This window comes from Spirosoma sp., from assembly GCF_048594605.1.
GTDB lineage: Bacteria > Bacteroidota > Bacteroidia > Cytophagales > Spirosomataceae > Spirosoma.
The window spans coordinates 1-16,799 of record NZ_JBMDWV010000134.1; the positions used below are offsets into that span (position 1 = coordinate 1).

The 16,799-nt window shown below is 49.9% G+C and carries 14 protein-coding genes; all 14 read right to left on the minus strand.

Annotated elements, in window-relative coordinates; all coding sequences use genetic code 11:
• Positions 1-324 (minus strand): carboxypeptidase-like regulatory domain-containing protein (locus ACOJS8_RS08690; protein WP_420148147.1); only part of this gene is annotated, 324 nt, incomplete at its 3' end.
• 405 nt (positions 325-729) lie between these two features.
• A complete protein-coding gene (locus ACOJS8_RS08695; RefSeq protein WP_420148148.1) occupies positions 730-1,410 on the minus strand; it encodes a 3-keto-disaccharide hydrolase in 681 nt (226 codons plus the stop codon).
• A 105-nt stretch (positions 1,411-1,515) separates the two neighbouring features.
• Positions 1,516-2,586 (minus strand): hypothetical protein, encoded by a 1,071-nt coding sequence (locus tag ACOJS8_RS08700; protein ID WP_420148149.1) that lies wholly within the window; start codon positions 2,584-2,586, stop codon positions 1,516-1,518.
• Between the two features lie 136 nt (positions 2,587-2,722).
• Positions 2,723-5,719 carry an FAD-binding and (Fe-S)-binding domain-containing protein gene (locus tag ACOJS8_RS08705; protein WP_420148150.1) on the minus strand — a complete coding sequence of 999 codons (2,997 nt, stop codon included), beginning with the start codon at positions 5,717-5,719 and terminating at the stop codon, positions 2,723-2,725.
• Positions 5,720-5,745: 26 nt separating this feature from the next.
• Entirely contained in the window at positions 5,746-6,270 is a 525-nt protein-coding gene (locus ACOJS8_RS08710; protein WP_420148151.1) for a DUF1648 domain-containing protein, read from the minus strand.
• A 69-nt stretch (positions 6,271-6,339) separates the two neighbouring features.
• Positions 6,340-6,603 carry a Txe/YoeB family addiction module toxin gene (locus ACOJS8_RS08715; RefSeq protein ID WP_420148152.1) on the minus strand — a complete coding sequence of 88 codons (264 nt, stop codon included), beginning with the start codon at positions 6,601-6,603 and terminating at the stop codon, positions 6,340-6,342.
• A complete protein-coding gene (locus ACOJS8_RS08720) occupies positions 6,600-6,863 on the minus strand; it encodes a hypothetical protein (RefSeq protein WP_420148153.1) in 264 nt (87 codons plus the stop codon). Before ACOJS8_RS08720 ends, ACOJS8_RS08715 begins: the two co-directional genes overlap by 4 nt.
• 37 nt (positions 6,864-6,900) lie before the next feature.
• Positions 6,901-7,269, minus strand: a complete 369-nt coding sequence (locus ACOJS8_RS08725; protein ID WP_420148154.1) for a hypothetical protein — start codon at positions 7,267-7,269, stop codon at positions 6,901-6,903.
• A 116-nt stretch (positions 7,270-7,385) separates the two neighbouring features.
• Positions 7,386-8,441 carry a DUF4097 family beta strand repeat-containing protein gene (locus ACOJS8_RS08730; RefSeq protein WP_420148155.1) on the minus strand — a complete coding sequence of 352 codons (1,056 nt, stop codon included), beginning with the start codon at positions 8,439-8,441 and terminating at the stop codon, positions 7,386-7,388.
• Between the two features lie 210 nt (positions 8,442-8,651).
• The gene (locus ACOJS8_RS08735; protein ID WP_420148156.1) at positions 8,652-9,740 is read right to left on the minus strand and encodes a PA14 domain-containing protein; all 1,089 of its coding nucleotides are present in this window, start codon (positions 9,738-9,740) and stop codon (positions 8,652-8,654) included.
• A gap of 71 nt (positions 9,741-9,811) precedes the next feature.
• On the minus strand, positions 9,812-12,226 hold the full coding sequence (locus ACOJS8_RS08740) for an ABC transporter permease (RefSeq protein ID WP_420148157.1): 2,415 nt from the start codon (positions 12,224-12,226) through the stop codon (positions 9,812-9,814).
• A gap of 409 nt (positions 12,227-12,635) precedes the next feature.
• Positions 12,636-12,929: a hypothetical protein gene (locus ACOJS8_RS08745; RefSeq protein ID WP_420148158.1), complete on the minus strand. Its 294-nt coding sequence runs from the start codon at positions 12,927-12,929 to the stop codon at positions 12,636-12,638.
• Positions 12,930-12,991: 62 nt separating this feature from the next.
• On the minus strand, positions 12,992-15,355 hold the full coding sequence (locus tag ACOJS8_RS08750) for an ABC transporter permease (protein WP_420148159.1): 2,364 nt from the start codon (positions 15,353-15,355) through the stop codon (positions 12,992-12,994).
• Positions 15,356-15,537: 182 nt separating this feature from the next.
• Positions 15,538-16,731 carry a serine hydrolase domain-containing protein gene (locus tag ACOJS8_RS08755; RefSeq protein WP_420148160.1) on the minus strand — a complete coding sequence of 398 codons (1,194 nt, stop codon included), beginning with the start codon at positions 16,729-16,731 and terminating at the stop codon, positions 15,538-15,540.
• Between the last annotated feature and the right edge of the window lie 68 nt (positions 16,732-16,799).

The following is a 16,799-nucleotide window of genomic DNA, read 5'->3' on the forward strand; positions in this document are numbered from 1 at the left end:
CACCACAATCTCGGTCAGATTCGACGCATCTTCTTCCAGCGATAACTCGATGAACGACTTTGTGCCAACTGGGACTTCAGTCGATTTGAAACCGATGAACGAAACGATCAGTACGGCATTCGGAGGAGTGCTAATTGTAAACTCACCGTTAGCGTTTGTTGTGCTACCACGGTCAGTGCCTTTGATCAGAACGTTTGCTCCCGGCAGACCAGAACCATCCGACCGGGAGGTTACACGACCTTTTAGTGTTTTGTCTTGCGCAAAGCCGACCACGCTAAGCAGCAGAAGGGCGGCCAGACAGCATCGCGTAAAAATTTCTCTCATTGTTAATTAATGGTTAAGAAAACGAGTAGATGGAGACTTTCGAGAAGCCAGGACAACGTAGTAGCGATAGATTCTACTGTATTGTTGAGCGCTCTAACGCTAAATTAGAGGTTTATTAAATTGATTTGAAAGAATATTCTATATTTATATAAATTATCAAAATAAATGTTGGTAAAATATAGATAAATCAATATTTGATATAGTTGTTTTTTGTAGTAATAAGTATAAAATTTTGTAATCTTGTAGTTAATGTTGACTATAAGCGGATAGTAGACGAGCTTCAATGCGAAAACCCTCTTAGCAGAAATAATTAGTTGATAGCCTTATAGTTATTCGTAAAACATGGGCAATAAAAAAGCCGCAGGTACCTATCTACCTGCGGCTTTTCTTATAATAGTAAGCTGTTTATAATTCCCGAATCTGGATGTTTCGGTACCAGACGCGCTCTTTCGGACTGTGGTTTTGCAAGGCTATTTTACCTTTCGCGTGAGGAGTAGCATAAGGCCAGTTCGCGAATTTGCTTTTGGCAACCATCGCTTTCCACTCGTCGGAACCGTATTGATAATCAACGACTTTTTTGCCGTTCAGGAAGTGTTCTACGTGGCTTTTATTGACCACGATACGTCCCTTGTTCCACTCACCGGGAGCTTTCGCAATCGAAAAATCCGAAGGTGGTATCATATCATAATTAGCGCCGGTCATTTGCGTGTCTTTCAGTTTGTACGGATTGCCCTGCGCATCGAGGTATCCTTTGTCGTCGATTACCTGATATTCTGGACCCGACATATACGTTGATTTAAGGTCTGGGCTTTCGATGATTTTGTAAACAACACCGCTGTTGCTGCCTTTCGGAATTTTGAATTCAAATTCCAGCTCGAAGTTTTCGTAGTCTTTATCAGTCACCAGGTCGCCACCCGTACCGTCGGGTGTCAGAGCGCCATCTTCGACGTACCAGCCAACAACGCCATCCTTATGATAGCTGTGCCATCCTTTTATGGTTTTTCCATCGAACAGCGATGTCCATTTTGGGGGAAATGTGAATGCCAACGTACCGAACAACAGGCAGGGAATAATCAGTTTTTTCATGGAGTTCAGAATTTTAGGCTAAAAATAGAAAAAACGTAACGCGGTTGAAACAGAAAAGCTACTGTTTCAACCGCGTTACGTAATGTCGTTCTGTTATTCGTCCAGTTAACTTGCCATTTCGCGGGCCGCTTCGGGATCGTTGTATTTCCGGTCGAGGCCTTCGGTTGACTTCTGGTCCGAGCGGTCGGGACCTGAGATCATATCCTGTGCTTTAACGCTACTTTCGTCCAGCGATGCGCGGGGCTGCTGTTCCATTTCCTGCGCTTCTTCAGGACGTTCGCCGGGCTGATTTTCAGCGGTATCTTTGGCGTTTACGTCATACGGACGGGCCGAATCACCCGTGTTGGGCTGAGCTTCCATACCTTCCTCTGAACCCGGCTCCGCTTTCGCGGCCTCATCCAGATTTTCGTACCGCGTTGGGGCTACGTCGCCATCGGGCTTTGGGCCATTTGTAGGAATAATTCCTGGTCCGCCTGATGTGAACGTAACGGTTTGGTTCTGGATATCCGGCACGGCTGGCTTAGGCGTTTCGGGCATGTCTGGAATTTCAGGCGTTTCGGGTTTCGGCGTACTCGGCAAGTCTGGAATCTCGGGACCGGGATTAGGGGGCGTTGGTGGCGTTTCAGGTATGCCCGGAACACCCGGAATCGGTTGGTTTGGATCGGGCGTACCGGGCGTTGGCGGAATCATGTCCCGGACTGGATGGTCCCCGACTGGATGGTCGGACGATGGATAACCGCTGCCAATGATATTCCAGCCACTAAACGTATTGGTTGGAGTTTTATCGGTTTGCTCATCTGATTCATCCTCAGAAGGCAGCCCCGTATTTACGGTAGAACCCGCATCCGGATTACCAGTGATGTCGCCTACGGCAATCGGGTCATTGGGCATGGCTTCCGGAGCAAACTCGTTACCTGCCCGCAAAGCCGATTCAGAATTTTCGTATTTCTTTTTAGGGTCGCCATCCAGAGCCCGCTCTTCGTCGCTACCCACGCGGATGCGGGGCATATCATCAGAAACATCGGATTCGGTATTGCCAGTAGAAACTAATTTGCCATCCACCAACTTCACCATGTTGGTTTCGGCCTGGTCGGCACCGAACATCGTTTCGGCATGTTCGCTGGAGACGTTGTCGGCCTGTCTGGCTCCATCGGAAAGATTTGCGTTGTTTTCCATGATCGTTGTACTTGTTTAAGGTATAAGGAAAACCACCGACAGACGAAAAGGTTTTTCCGACAGGATTTGCGGGATAAACGGGATTGAAGCGTAACAACAAACCCTGTTTATCCCACAAATCCTGTCTGGAGGAAATTCAAACTAAAGCATCGAACAGAATCTCGGCGGGGTGTTGCGCTTTTCGGCCTGTTCCATCTTTGATCTGATGGCGGCAACTCGTTCCGGCGGCCGAAATAATGGCGTCTTCGGCGTTACGTACCGCCGGAAACAATACCAATTCCCCAATCTGCATCGAGAGGTCGTAATGCTCTTCTTCGTAGCCAAACGAACCTGCCATGCCGCAGCACCCCGACGGAATAAGCTGTACGGTATAATGCGTTGGCAACGATAGGATTTTCTTGACCGGAATCATTGACGAGAGCGCTTTCTGATGACAATGTCCGTGGACTTTTACCAATTGCGCTTCTGTCGTGAATAAACTCCGGTCGATACGCCCGGCATCGGCTTCGCGGGCGAGCCACTCTTCAAACAGAAATACGTTTTTGGCGATACGTAGCGCATCAGCTTTTAGCTCGGCCGGAACCAGATCCGGGTATTCGTCGCGGAACGTCAGAATGGCCGACGGCTCCAGACCAACCAGCGGTGTGTCGTCGGTGACGAGGTCTTTCAGCAACGTAACGTTACGTATCGCGAGCTTCTTTGCCTCATCGACCAGCCCTTTCGATAGATACGTCCGGCCGCTTTCGACGTGTTTCGGCATCGTCACTACGTAGCCGAGCCGGTCCAGTAACTGAACTGCTTTCTGACCCACTGCTACGTCGTTGTAATTCGTAAACTCATCGCAGAACAGGAGAACGGACGGCGTGGACGAAGACGAAACTTGTGAACGATACGTCTTAAACCACTGTCTCAACGTAGTACCTGCCAACTCCGGCATACTACGTTTGGGGTGAAAGCCTACCGTTCGGTTCGCTAGCTGACGTAGTGCCGAAGAGCCATAAATACCGTTGTACGCCCAGGGAGCAATACTTGCCAGCGACATTAATTTAGTAAAGTTGCCAACCAGTTTTGCCCGTAATGGAACACCTTTTTCGCGGTAGCGTTGCTGGGTAAACTCGGCTTTCATTTTGGCCATATCGACGCTCGATGGGCATTCAGCTTTGCAGGCTTTGCAGGATAGACACAAGTCCAGTACGTCCTTAACAGCCTCATAGTCATGTTCAGACGGTGCTGACTGATTGCTGTAGAAATGACGTAGTATGTTGGCCCGTGCGCGTGTCGTGTCGCGTTCGCGCCGGGTAGCCATGTAGCTCGGGCACATCGTTCCGCCCGAAATCTCGGTTTTTCGACAGTCGCCCGAGCCGGAGCATTTTTCGGCCAGTTCGAGCAAACCACCGTCTTTCGAGAAATCAAAAACGGTTTTGGGTTGCGGAATCGCTACGTCGGCCTCCGAACGTAGTGACTCGTTCATCGGTGGCGTATCAACGACTTTGCCGGGATTGAATGTGTTGTGCGGGTCCCAAAGCGCTTTGACGTCCTTGCAAAGCTGGTAATTTTCAGGCCCGAGCATAAACGCGATGCATTCGCCCCGTAGCCGCCCGTCGCCATGTTCACCGGATAGCGCACCGCCGTATTTTTTGACCAGTTGCGCCGTATCCATCAGCAGATTCCGGAATTTGCTACGCCCCTCCGACGATTTCAGGTTGATCAGCGGCAGTACGTGAATTTCGCCCGCTCCGGCATGGGCGGAATATTCCAGTTTGAGGCCGTGGTTATCCCAGGCCATTTTGTCCAGTTCATCGATATAATCGGGCAGATCGTGTACGTCGACAGCCGTATCTTCAATCACATTCGCCGGTTTTTCGTCGCCGGGAATATTGTACATGATGCTCAGGCCCGCCTTACGTAGCGCCCAAGGTTTTTTCGTGTCTTCGTCAAACAGAATCGGATACGCGTACCCTAAGCCTTTTCTCTTCAACTCCTCAACAAACCCCTCCGCCCTTCGCCCAACGCCCTCTGCCGTCTCATCGAAAAACTCAACCATCAGAATCGCTTTCGGATCGCCCTCAACGAATGTCCGGTTTTTTAGCTGCTCGATGTTGGTTTTGGTCAGTTGCAGAATGTAATCATCCACCAGCTCTGAGGCCGAACAGTTGTGCGCCAACGCCACCAGATTGGCTTCGAGCGATTGCCGGATGGTCGAAAAATGCGCGCAAACCAGCGCTGTTTCTTTCGGCGGCAATGGCAGCAGATTCAGTTTCGCTTCCGTAATGAAACAAAGCGTTCCTTCCGAACCCGCAATGAGGTGTGCGAAGTTGAATGGCATAGGGTTTCCATCCGGTTCATCCCTCTGCCCCATGCCCTCTGCCCCACGCCAGTCAAAAAATCCCGCCAACGCATCCAGCGCATAGCCTGTGTTACGTCGCTTAACGGTAGGTTTGGGATAACCTTCGCGGATATTTTGCTGAATTTCAGGATTGGAGAGCCACTCACGGAATTGAACGTAGAGACGTTGTTCCAGTGGACTCACTACGTTCTCACCCCGGCATTTGGCCTCGAATTGCTCTTGTGTGAGTGGTCCGAACGTCACTTCGGCACCATCGCTCAGAATGGTTTTTACTTCCAGAAGATGATCGCGGGTCGTACCCCAGACGATGGAATGCAGTCCGCAGGAATTATTGCCGATCATACCGCCAATCATCGCCCGACTGGCCGTTGAGGTTTCAGGACCGAACAGCAAACCGTGTGGTTTCAGAAACGCGTTCAGGTCGTCGCGGATGACGCCCGGCTGAACGCGTACCCAATGTTCCTCAACGTTGATGTCCAGAATCTGCCCGAAGTATTTCGAAATATCAACGACTATGCCGCTGCCAACCACCTGACCGGCCAGCGACGTACCGGCGGCTCGTGGAATCAACCCTAATCCGTGTTGCTGCGCGAAACGTAACAGCCGCTTGATGTCGGCAACGGATTTGGGCAGCGCTACGGCGATAGGCATTTCCTGATAGACCGATGCATCCGTAGCATAAAGTATGCGCTGGGCGGTGTGTTCAGGCGATTCATCGAAATACAGATCTCCCTCGAACGAAGGCAGTAGATTGGCAAACGGCGGTTTTTGAGTCAGGCGAAACATAACTCAAAGATACGAAGAAACCGACGTTACTGGCGTGGAACCAGCTGGTAAGAGCGTCTGACGAAAAAGCCGATGAGCAAAAACAGCAGCACAAGCATAACCGGTATTGACCAGCCAATCAGCCGATCCTGGTTATAGAATTTCGCCCAGATGGATTGCCCCTGAATAACGACAAAGAACAGCGTCAGAAAGGGACGTACCGTAGCACTCATCAGATGAGTATTTCTTAGCTGTCTGGCTACGTTACCGGGTGTTCGCGGACCGGGAAAGTTCATGAAATCGGGATGAGCTTTGTCGGTAGCCCAGATGATTCCGAGAAGGAAAAAAACAATAAACGGGAGAACCAGCAACGAAGCGGGACTTCCCCACCGATCAGGTTTTCCGCCCAGCTTGTAGTGAATCGCTACCGAATCAGGCAGCCAGATGGCTCCGGCTGCAGAGATAAGAAGTAAAACAACGTACAGAAAAATGGTTAGCCGGTTGGCGTTACGTATGTAGCTGTCCATGATACGTAGCGGAATGAGTTTACTACGTAAAGATAAGAAATACAATGTCTTGAACGTAGCGAACGGAAGGCTATCGCTGATTAGACTTGTCGCTTACAACCTATCAAAACCAATCTAATCATCATAGTGCCCTCGGAGCGCGTGAACAATAATATCCGTATCGGTTACTTCATATAGCAATCGGTGTTCGTCAGTAATCCGGCGTGACCATAGCCCTGCTTTGTTGGCCTTGAGTGGTTCCGGTTTACCAATGCCCTCAAAAGGTGTTCGGCAACATTCTTCAAGGATTCGGAAAATACGTTTCAGTGTTTTTGGCTCAAAAGCCGCCCATTCTGACAGATGTTCAAGCGCTTCAGGCTGGATGCGCGTTGTTCTCATTTAGTAGCCACAAATTTCTTGACTTCAGCCGTAACGTCAATCGGTTCATTGCGCTCTAGCGCATCGGCAATACGTGCAATGTCGTCGTAAGGAAGCGCATAGTCGTGGTCGGCGGCTTCATTGCGGGCAATCACATCGGCGGCCGTTTCCTCGGGTTTAACGATAACCTGAATCCGGCGATTGCCGAAATAGGCTTTTATACTCTCGACAAGGTTAGTGCCAGCTTTATCCGCATCAATATGAAAAACAAGAGAATCCATAAGTCGCTTTTTTACCAAATATAACAGAATTACTCTACTATGGGTTTCTGTGACCTGACTCACTCCGATCCAGAAGACGCTTTAAACCGCCACCTACAAAACTGCCCACAAAGGTTAAAATCATGGAACCGTAGAGGCTGAAATTCTCCAGCTCACCATCGACATTATTTGTTGGATGGTCGAGAAAAAACGTATAGACGATCCAGATCGTAGTGGCCTGTACTATGGCCAGAAACCAGCCTTTGCGTGGTTCCAGAAATCCCAGTGCTGTGGCTAGTATCGTGGCTACCAAAAAAGGTAAATGAGCGGCAATCGCCACTTTAATGCAATACAGGAGCAGCGAACAACCAATCAGCGTTAGAACGACGTTGATCAGAAGTCGGCGATTAAAAAATGAATTCTTCATAAATAGAGAGGCCCGCCAAGTGTTCAGGCGGGCCTCAAAATTACGCTATTATCAAGTAGTGAATGTATTCAGAATAAATACGATGCGATCAAGACCTGTTCGTTAACGCGAATAGGCTATTGATTCACATTTACGCTGCCGCTGCTGGCCGAGAGCGTAACAGGAATTCCACCGCCGTTCAACGTGCCTTTGATACGGTCCTTGTCGGTGCTACCGCTAAAATTGTTGAGCGGAATTTTGATGCGGTTGCCGCTCAGGTTCAGCGTCAGCCCTTTGTCGAGCGGCATTTTTACGTTGATGCTTCCGGCACTGGTGCTCAGCCGAACGTACTGCCCGAGTTGTGTCAGACTCAGGTCGATACCACCGGCGCTGGTGCTGGCATCAATGCTACCCGCTACGTTGGCCAGCCGAATTGAGCCGCCCGACGTACCGGCTTTAATGTCGCCGGCAATATCTTCGCCGTGAACGCTGCCACCACTGGTTTGTGCGTCGACATTGCCCTTCAAATCCGCCAACCGGATTGAGCCGCCCGACGTGTGCAGCCGCATTTTACCCGACGACGATTTGGCTTCAATCGAACCACCCGACGTTTGCAGGTCAAGCTCTCCGGAAGCTCCAGCCTGGCAACGGTCAAGATGAATGCTACCACCCGACGTCTGTCCATTGATATTACCCTGAATGTCGCTCACGTGCAGACTGCCGCCACTCGTACGGAATTTTTGTTCGCCTGTCAGCGACGCCAGATGAATACTACCGCCCGACGTACGCAGATCAGTGGTCACTTTGCGAGGGGTGTAGAATTTGAAGGCAATGCTTAGCGAGCGTTTCCAATTGTCGCGGTCGTTGTTCCGGCGTTTGGCCGTAGCCACGATAGTACTGCCTTCCTGGGCGATGGAAATGTCGTAATCTTTGAGACGTTCTTCGATTTCTTCTTTGTCGAGATTACCGTTTCCGTTGTTGCCCCGTACGTACATCTCCACTTTGGCGTTCATGTCGGTACCACCTTCAATGCTCAGGCTACCGCCCGATGTTTCGGCCCGCACGGCATTGATGTTTCCCGAGAAGGTTTTGACCAGATACGGTTTGTTGTCGTCGTTCGGCTTGTTGGCAAAAGCTGTCAGCGAAAAGGTGGCTACGCCCAATAAAGTCAGGAAGAATTGATTCCGTTTCATGTGGTTCATTTGGTTTATGTTCTAAAGATGCAACCCGGGTTAGGAAGGTTGCATGTGGGTTGTTGTTTTCCATGATGAACGGTTCAAGTATTATGCCAATGATTATAAAGGTTTGAAGGTTAAGGCTTTAAGTTGGGAAGCTGGTGGAATGATTTGTCCGGTAATGGACGTAGCGCGTTCAGGGATGGACAGAAAAGCTCGCGGGAGCAATTAGCGGATAGTTATCTCGACCCGACGGTTTTTGCTACGTTCGCCTTCGGTTTTGTTATTAGCAATTGGACGGTTACCACCAAAACCCTCCGTCGTAATACGTTCATCGAGTATCCCCTGTCTTTTCAGGAACGTAGCAACGACCCGCGCGCGGTGCTCCGATAAAGTCAGGTTCAGCCGGGGATCGCCGACGTTATCCGTGTGACCGGTAATATGAACGTACCACTGCGGATTTGCTTTCATCGCCTGAACCAGTTTAGTCAATTCTGTCGATGCTTCGGACAGCAATACGTAACTGCTTTGCTCGAACTGAACGTTGTGTAAAATGAACGTAGTGCCGGAAGAAAGCGCCGGTTCTGGTTCGGCGCTACGTTCATGGATGGGCGTGAAGGTTGCCGCTAACGTATCGGTAACCGGCATTTTTTTCGGGAGCGCTGGCTTAATGATTGGTTTCGTTTTGGCGAGTTTCGGTTTTTGGGGGAGGGCAGGTTTAGGAGTCGCTGGAACAGTAGCAACTACCGGCAGTTTAGTAACGGGTATTTTGACTGGTTTTAACGCTACGTTACTTGGCGGAGCTTTCTGAAAAAAAAACTCATCTGTAATTGGCTCGCCACTATCTGCGAACGGATTCCAGGCGGATTGCTTTTTCAGGGGCTGTTTCCAGAATAGGATAATTTCTCCCCACTCGATGGCATTAAAGTAATCGACACGTAAGTCGTAATAGTGTCCTTCTTTCAGTACGACGCTGCCGGTATAGTGCTTGTATGAATTCAGTTGCCAGGAATCCAGTACCCTTTTGTTGCCAACCCAGACCCGGATACCGTCATTCACTTTAGCGAAAAATGTGTACTCTCCCGTAGCGGGAGCCAGCAGCTTACCCGTCCAGCGTATCGAATAATAGGAGCGAGAAAGCCCTTCCCCCGGACTACGTCTGTCCCAGTTGAAATTAATCGCCGGGTCAATTCGGGAGAAGGCTTTCTGTTCAAAATTCGTTCCGACGTAGTAATCGCCCCTCAGCCCAGACTGAGCCCATGCCTGTTGCGCAAGCAGGCAAAGCAAAACGCACCCATGAATCAGGACAGTTTTCATAACGGAGTTTTCAACGTAACGAGCAGGGTATAGGAGAAGCTTTAGGTCAGGAAGTGTTCAGCAACTCACCATTATTCAGTTTTGAGCGCTTTAGCCGGATTCATCAGGGCGGCTTTCATGGATTCGTAGCCAACGGTCAGGAGGGTGATCGCTACGGTAGTCAGCAACGTAACGGCAAATACCCACCAGCCAAACGAAATGTGATAGACGTAGCCGCGCAGCCAGCCATTCATCAGAAACCAGCCAACGGGGGCAGCCAATAAAAAGCCAATAACCAGCAGCCGACTGAATTCCCGGCCAAACAACCACATAAGCTCGTTTACACTCGCGCCGAGGATTTTCCGAACACCAATTTCCTTGGTTTTCGCTTCGGCAATAAACGCGACCAGTCCGTAGAGCCCCAGGCAACCGATCAGAATGGCGATCAGTGAAAAAACTTCCGCCAGACCCAGTAAAATTCGTTCAGTCAGGTAGAATTGATTTAGCAGATCATCCACAAAGTCGGCTTTGAAGACGTGCTCTGGAAAGAGTGCGTTCCAATTCGTTTCAACTGATTTTACGGTTGCCGTCAGGTTCGCCGGGTTAAGTTTCAGCGCGGCCATGTGGTTCTCAGAATAATAATTCAGTATGGTGGTTGGGGGAATCGCTTCGCGCAATTCACTAATGTGAAAATCATTGACTACACCAACAATCGTTTTGGTACCACCCCAAATGTTGAGTTGTTTGCCCAGTACATCGGTCGGAGCGCGAAGCCCCAGTTGCTTCACCATCGTTACGTTGACGAGGGCTTCACTATTGGTAGTGTCGTTGTTGAGAAAATTCCGACCGGCTACCAGTTTTATACCGAATAGCGATACGTAATTTTTGTCGCCAACTTTTACCGCAGTCGGAAATTTCTCGGTTTCTGTATGCGTATCATACCTGAAAGGAACCGGAATACGCCGGTGCGAAGCGGGCGGTTCGGCACAAAGAGCAACCTGCTCGACGCCTGCTATTTGTTGTAATTGATTGCGTACTACGTCCTGTTTCAACGAATTATTCGCTGGCACAGGAATCATCAGAATCGCTTCTTTCTGAAAACCCAGGTTGGTTTTTTGCATGTGCCGTACCTGAGCCATCATCACAATAACCCCAATAATGAACAACTGGGTAATGAAAAACTGAATGACTACCAATCCACGACGTACTGATACGCTGCCTACCTGTTTAGCGGTTAATTGACCATAGCCCGCCCGCAGAGCCGCTACGGGATTGAAGCGTGCCATCACCAGCGATGGATAAAACCCGGCTAGTAAAACGACGCCCGCAATCAATCCGACGAACCACAGCAAGGCATTAGGCTTGAATACATTGAGGATGGATAGATCTGCATGGAGCACAGCCAGCGCCTGATTCAGCAAAGGCAACGCCAGCTGCGCCAATAGCAGTGACAGAAAAACCGCAGCAAACGTAACAAGTGCCGTTTCTGTCATAAACTGGCGAATCAACTGTCCGCGCGAACTCCCAACAACTTTTCTGACACCCACTTCTTTCGACCGTTTCAGGGCATATGCAGTCGCCAGATAGATGAAGTTTATACAGGCCGCCATAACCAGAAACAGACCCACCACAATCAAGGCGTACAGAATCGGCCGTGGCGCCCGACCACCGTATTGCGGATTGTGGTTCAGATTGTCGAGGGTAAGGGCGTGAAAAGTAAGTTTTCTGGCTTCCTGAGTCGTTAAATATTTCTGCCGAATTGTGTTGAGGGAACTGACCAGCCGATCAACGGATACGCCCTGACGCAGGGTGGCAAAGCATAACGTTGAAACGCCCTCCCAATTTTGCATGGCCTGCTTTCCCTGATTACCCAGCAGCGCGGGAATGGTTGCATAGGAGATAAAAACATCGTAACGCAGTTTGGTATTCGAGGGTAAATCTTTCACCAGTCCCGTTACGGTTAAATCCGTCTGGTTATCAAAGCGTAACGTTTTGCCGACGGGATTATCCGAGCCGAAATACTTCTCGGCGTACCGCTCCGAAAGAACGACGGTGTTTGGAGCGACCAGCGCCGTTTTCGGATTGCCACTGATCCATTCGGTGTCGAACACATCAAAGAATTGCGGTTCGGTAAAGCACAGATTACGCGATTCCTCAAACTTCTTTGCATAGCCTCCTTTGCCATCCGGTACGCTCATGACTCGTCCGAACATATTCTCAAGCCGAACGACATGTTCAACAAAAGGAAAATTGCGACGTAGTATATCGCCCAGTGGCCGGGGCGTGGCATCAGTAGGAATTACGTTGTCCTGTCGGATATCGGTAACGATCCAGTACGTCCGGTCGGCCTTCGTATGGTAGCGGTCAAAACTGAACAAGTAGGTTACTAACAGAAAAATGACAAGACCGCAGGCCAAACCAACAGACAACCCGATAATACTGATCGCGCTTACCTTACGATTACGCCAGAGATTGCGCAGGGATATTTTAATGTGATTCCGAAACATAGCCTATTGATTTATTACACGTTTCTAGTCAGGAAATAGATTTCTTATTATGAAAAGCAAATATATAATTTTCTTATATATAGCGTATAGAATTATTACGGACAGTGTGAAAGAATCGTAGCCGTTAAAACCTGTTGATTGTTTTTGGAAACCTGTCTAAACTTTTCTCTCGGGACAAAAATTTGGTCTGGTTTTGTCATTCCGACCGTAGGGAGGAATCTCAAGCTCGTCTATTGGAAAATTGAGATTCCTCCCTACGGTCGGAATGACAAATACCCATCTGTATGACGTCTATTTTAGGAAGTTTAAACAGGTTTAGGGAGAAGAGAAAAAAATAACCGCAAAGAATGGAGCATTCGCTACGTTCTTTGCGGTGAAAGAGAAAGGAACTACAAGAAATTGGAGGGAGCTATCGGCTCATTAGCAACGTTCGTTGTTTGGCAAGGTCTTCTTTCTTGACAAACGTAATGGGGACAAAATCATCGGTTGGCGAACCGATGTAATAAAGTGTCCAGTCCTGATCGTAACCGGCGAGCATCTGTCGGATGCATTCCACCCGATCGAACGTTGGTACATGGCAATCGCCCCAATAGAACAGCTCTACGCGGTAATGCAATGCCTGTTTCTGACCATTGATGGTTACGTCGATTTCGATGTCCTGTTTTCCGGGCATCGAGGAAATGGGGATGGCGATGTATGACATAGTGGTTAACGGTTATAATTTGCGGAGATGGAGCTGAGATAGCAGTTGAGTCGTGGAATCTATTATTCTGATCGCAGGCTATCGGTTGGGTTAGTTAAAGCCGTTCGGTACGTTCGCCAGCCTATGGTTAGCCCGCCCAGCAGCAGCATAGTGCCAAAACAAAGGCTCAACATGCCGATACCCACCGTAATGTGATACGCAAACGTCATCAGAAAGAAACTCGTAGCCAGATAACCCAGTGGCGAGGCAATAGCACCAGCAATGAGCAACAGTTTCAAAAAATCCCACGACAGGAGCCAGATTAGCTGATCAACACGGGCGCCCATCACCTTTCGGATACCGACTTCTTTGGTACGTAGCTGCGTGGTGTACGTAACCATTCCCAGTAGACCCAGACAGGCAATCGAGAGGGCGAGGCCGAGCAAAAGGCCCATAAACGAAATATCGTCGCTGGCGCTATGACGGTCGTGAAGAAAATCGTCGTACCAAACGCCAGCAAAAGGTTCGTAGGGATTAAACTTTTCCCAGACACCAGCCATAGCGGCTTTTACTGCTTCGGGGTTTGTCGAGGCCACTTTCACCGTCAGATACCGGAAATCGGCAGGCTGATAACGTAGCACAAGTGGCTGAATTTTCCAGGCCAGCGTAGCAAACCGAAAGTCTTTCACTACGCCCGCTATCTGCACGTCGGTGCTGTCGTTCAGCCACAGGGTCTGGCCAACAGCCACACCTGGTTCGCCCAGATGAAAGGCTCGTACAGCTTCTTCGTTGATGAGCACCAGCCGTGACGCCGAATCAGACACCGACGCCGGAATATTGTGGCCTGCCAGCAAGGTTAGACCAACCGTCGGTAGCAAATTCGCATCCGCTGCAAATACATTCGCAGTGGCCGAATCGCTGCCGGTTTTTTGCCGATAAACCATCCGTAAATCAGCACCACGATCGCCAAACAGCGCTGCGGTAGCGGCTACGTTCTCTACACCCGCCAGCCGATTGAAGTCGGCGGCCAACCGATGGGCAGGTAGGCCATTCAGCGGAATTGTCAGAATGTTTTCGCGCTGAAAACCGTAATCGGTTGTTCCCATGTAATGCTGCTGCCGCTCCAGGCCAAACAGCACAATCATGGCAAATAGAGAGAGCGAAAATTGAGCGACGATCAGCGACTTCCGCAGTGTGACACCCCGAAATACGCGAACTCCGGTCTGGCTCCGAAGTACTTGAGCGGGTTCAAATCCCGATAAAATTCGGGCAGGTAGCAAACCAGCCAGAATCCCGGTGACAATACTGAACGTAACGAATACGGCCCACACGCGTATATCCTGTTCCCATTCTATACCCCCAATAAGCCACTGTTGCACAAACGGCATGGGTTTTACCAGTTGAAGCATGCCATAGGCCAGACTGAGCCCCAGCAACGACAGGATCACGGATTCTGCCATGAACTGACCCATGAGTTGCCAGCGCAGGGCACCTGATACTTTGCGAATACCAACCTCGCGGGCGCGGCTCAGCGAACGTGCCAGCGTTAGGTTGATGTAGTTGAAGACCGCCAGCAGCAGTGTCAGGAGTCCAACACTCATTTCGCCGATCATTTTACCGATTGTAGGTTCAGGCGTACCCATTTGTAGTTCCTCGCGGGCAGGTGCGAGTTGCGCCAGCGACTGGCTACGTAACGTGTAGCCTTTTTCATGAGCGAACCGAACATCTTTGGTGGCCCGTTCCGCCAGTGCCGACAACGCATTCCCCAGCGTTTCGGCGGTTGTACCCGGCTTCAGCACTACGTAGGTGTAGCCCTGGCTATACTGCTTCCAGTTGATTTGAGAACTACCCGATGCGGTTGCCATCGCTACCAGCATATCGAAACGCAGATGCGTTTTGGCAGGTGGTTCGGCCAGAAGGCCAACTACGGTTAAAGCCCCCAGTTTCGACTCCTCAATACGTTTGCCAATCGGATTGGCTGTGCCGAAAAAGCGTTCGGCGGTCTTCTGGGTCAGTACTACCGTGTGCGGGGCAATGGCGGGTTGGCCTTTGGTCAGACGAAAGCCGAAAAGCCGAAAAAAATCGGGATCAACCGTGCTTGATACAACCGGCAACTGTTTCCCGTTTGCCTTGGCTTCGCCGTAGGTTCGTATCACCCGCGTTGCCTGTTCCACGAATGAATATTGCGTTTTCAACGCGTTGGCTAACGGTAATGGCGACGTTGCAAAACGTTGAACATCGTTATCACGAGCTATCACGTCGGTCAGGATACGATACGTGCGGTTGGGGTATGGATGAAATGAATCATACTCGAAAGTGCCTTTTATACCAATTATGACCAGTGAGCATACCAGCATACCCGACGCCAGACCAAATACGTTGATAAACGAAAACAGCTTGTGTTTCCAGAGATTTCGTATAGCGGTTTTGAGGTAGCTGTTGAGCATGGATTAAGGGGCGCTGTATGGCAATATATACTCGGTATAGCTAACCCGCTCAAATATTATACCATTGCTTATAAATTATTGATATACAATTGATTACAGGGGAGAAAAGAACGCGCTACGTCCGAAACCGGACGTAGCGCGTTCACTTGCGGACAGACGAATCCGCTGGTAAAAAGATAAGCTTAGTTGGGCAACGTAACGGCGCGCTCGTCGAGAGTTTTCGCGATCTGATTCGCCAGAGTTGCCACGCGGGAAGCGGTCGAACGGTCGCATTCATTGGACAGAATCACGATGCCCATGTTGAGTTCGGGATAGTTGACACAGAGGCTGCTGAAACCGGGAATATTACCGTCCTGCCAGATGGCTCGGTAGCCCGCTACGTTCAGCATCTGCCAGTTCAGCCCCGCCGAATATCGATTTGAGTCGCCCCAGGTTGATCGGTGAGCCAGTCTAGCGGCTTCGGCCTGTTCCGCTACGTTCCACTGGACGTATTTCAGCATATCCGTTACGGTTGATTTCAGAGCCGCAGCCCCCTGAAGCTGATCCGGAATCGGCGGCATCTGAATACCATTACAGTTATAGCCTGGTGCAAACCGCGCCTGCTCCGAAGTCGACAGGGTAATTTTTGTCTGATTCATGTCTAGCGCCTGCGTTAGTTTCTGTTGTACCAAATCCTCGAACGGCGTTTTGTACACACGTTCCAGAATGTAACCAAGTAACTGAGCCCCCGCATTCGAGTACCGGAACGTATAGCCTGGCGCGTTATCGAGCCTAACGTTACGTAAGTCGGCGTAAAAATCCTGCTGAGTGTAGTTTTGCAAAAGCTCCGTAGCAATAGCCGACGATGGTATCGATGTATCGGAAAAAGCATCCGGCCGATCGGGTAGCATAAACGGCAGACCCGACCGATGATTGATCAGGTGAAAAAGGCGAATGGGTTGCCCCTGATACGTCAGGTTTGGGAAATCGCCAGGTAGATACTGCCGGATATCATCGCCCAGCTTTACCTTTTTTTCTAAGACGGCCTGTGCCAGCAAAGCGCCCGTAAACGTCTTGCTGATGGAAGCGATTGGATAAATGGTCTGGCCGGTTGGGAGTTGCTGGCTGTCCTTTTCAACTGTACCGTAGTTATACACGTACGTTTGCCCATCTTTAAAAATTCCGATTGAAAGCCCTACGGTTTGGGGCGCTGCCATGAATTGCTGAGCGGCCTGTTCAACCACGAAGTCAACCGGTTTTTGCAACGGATTATCCGTCGAGGCCTTTTCCGGAGGAAATGTAGTGATGGCGGACGTAGTGCGCTTCGGGTAAACAAGTTCCGTCGAAAACAAAACGGCAATGGAGGTTGAAAGAACGGAGATAAGCCAGGCTTTCATGGCGATTGAGCTGGTTTAGAGGAATTTTAAGTCAGATAACTAGAAGATGCCGTTTGACGTAAACAGGT

Bases quoted from the DNA above. Each gene is read 5' to 3' on its own strand.
- ACOJS8_RS08730 (WP_420148155.1), bottom strand. From the start codon at position 8,441: ATGAAACGGAATCAATTCTTCCTGACTTTATTGGGCGTAGCCACCTTT.
- ACOJS8_RS08740 (WP_420148157.1), bottom strand. From the start codon at position 12,226: ATGTTTCGGAATCACATTAAAATATCCCTGCGCAATCTCTGGCGTAAT.
- ACOJS8_RS08715 (WP_420148152.1), bottom strand. From the start codon at position 6,603: ATGAGAACAACGCGCATCCAGCCTGAAGCGCTTGAACATCTGTCAGAA.
- ACOJS8_RS08705 (WP_420148150.1), bottom strand. From the start codon at position 5,719: ATGTTTCGCCTGACTCAAAAACCGCCGTTTGCCAATCTACTGCCTTCG.
- ACOJS8_RS08720 (WP_420148153.1), bottom strand. From the start codon at position 6,863: ATGGATTCTCTTGTTTTTCATATTGATGCGGATAAAGCTGGCACTAAC.
- ACOJS8_RS08745 (WP_420148158.1), bottom strand. From the start codon at position 12,929: ATGTCATACATCGCCATCCCCATTTCCTCGATGCCCGGAAAACAGGAC.
- ACOJS8_RS08735 (WP_420148156.1), bottom strand. From the start codon at position 9,740: ATGAAAACTGTCCTGATTCATGGGTGCGTTTTGCTTTGCCTGCTTGCG.
- ACOJS8_RS08750 (WP_420148159.1), bottom strand. From the start codon at position 15,355: ATGCTCAACAGCTACCTCAAAACCGCTATACGAAATCTCTGGAAACAC.
- ACOJS8_RS08755 (WP_420148160.1), bottom strand. From the start codon at position 16,731: ATGAAAGCCTGGCTTATCTCCGTTCTTTCAACCTCCATTGCCGTTTTG.
- ACOJS8_RS08700 (WP_420148149.1), bottom strand. From the start codon at position 2,586: ATGGAAAACAACGCAAATCTTTCCGATGGAGCCAGACAGGCCGACAAC.
- ACOJS8_RS08695 (WP_420148148.1), bottom strand. From the start codon at position 1,410: ATGAAAAAACTGATTATTCCCTGCCTGTTGTTCGGTACGTTGGCATTC.
- ACOJS8_RS08725 (WP_420148154.1), bottom strand. From the start codon at position 7,269: ATGAAGAATTCATTTTTTAATCGCCGACTTCTGATCAACGTCGTTCTA.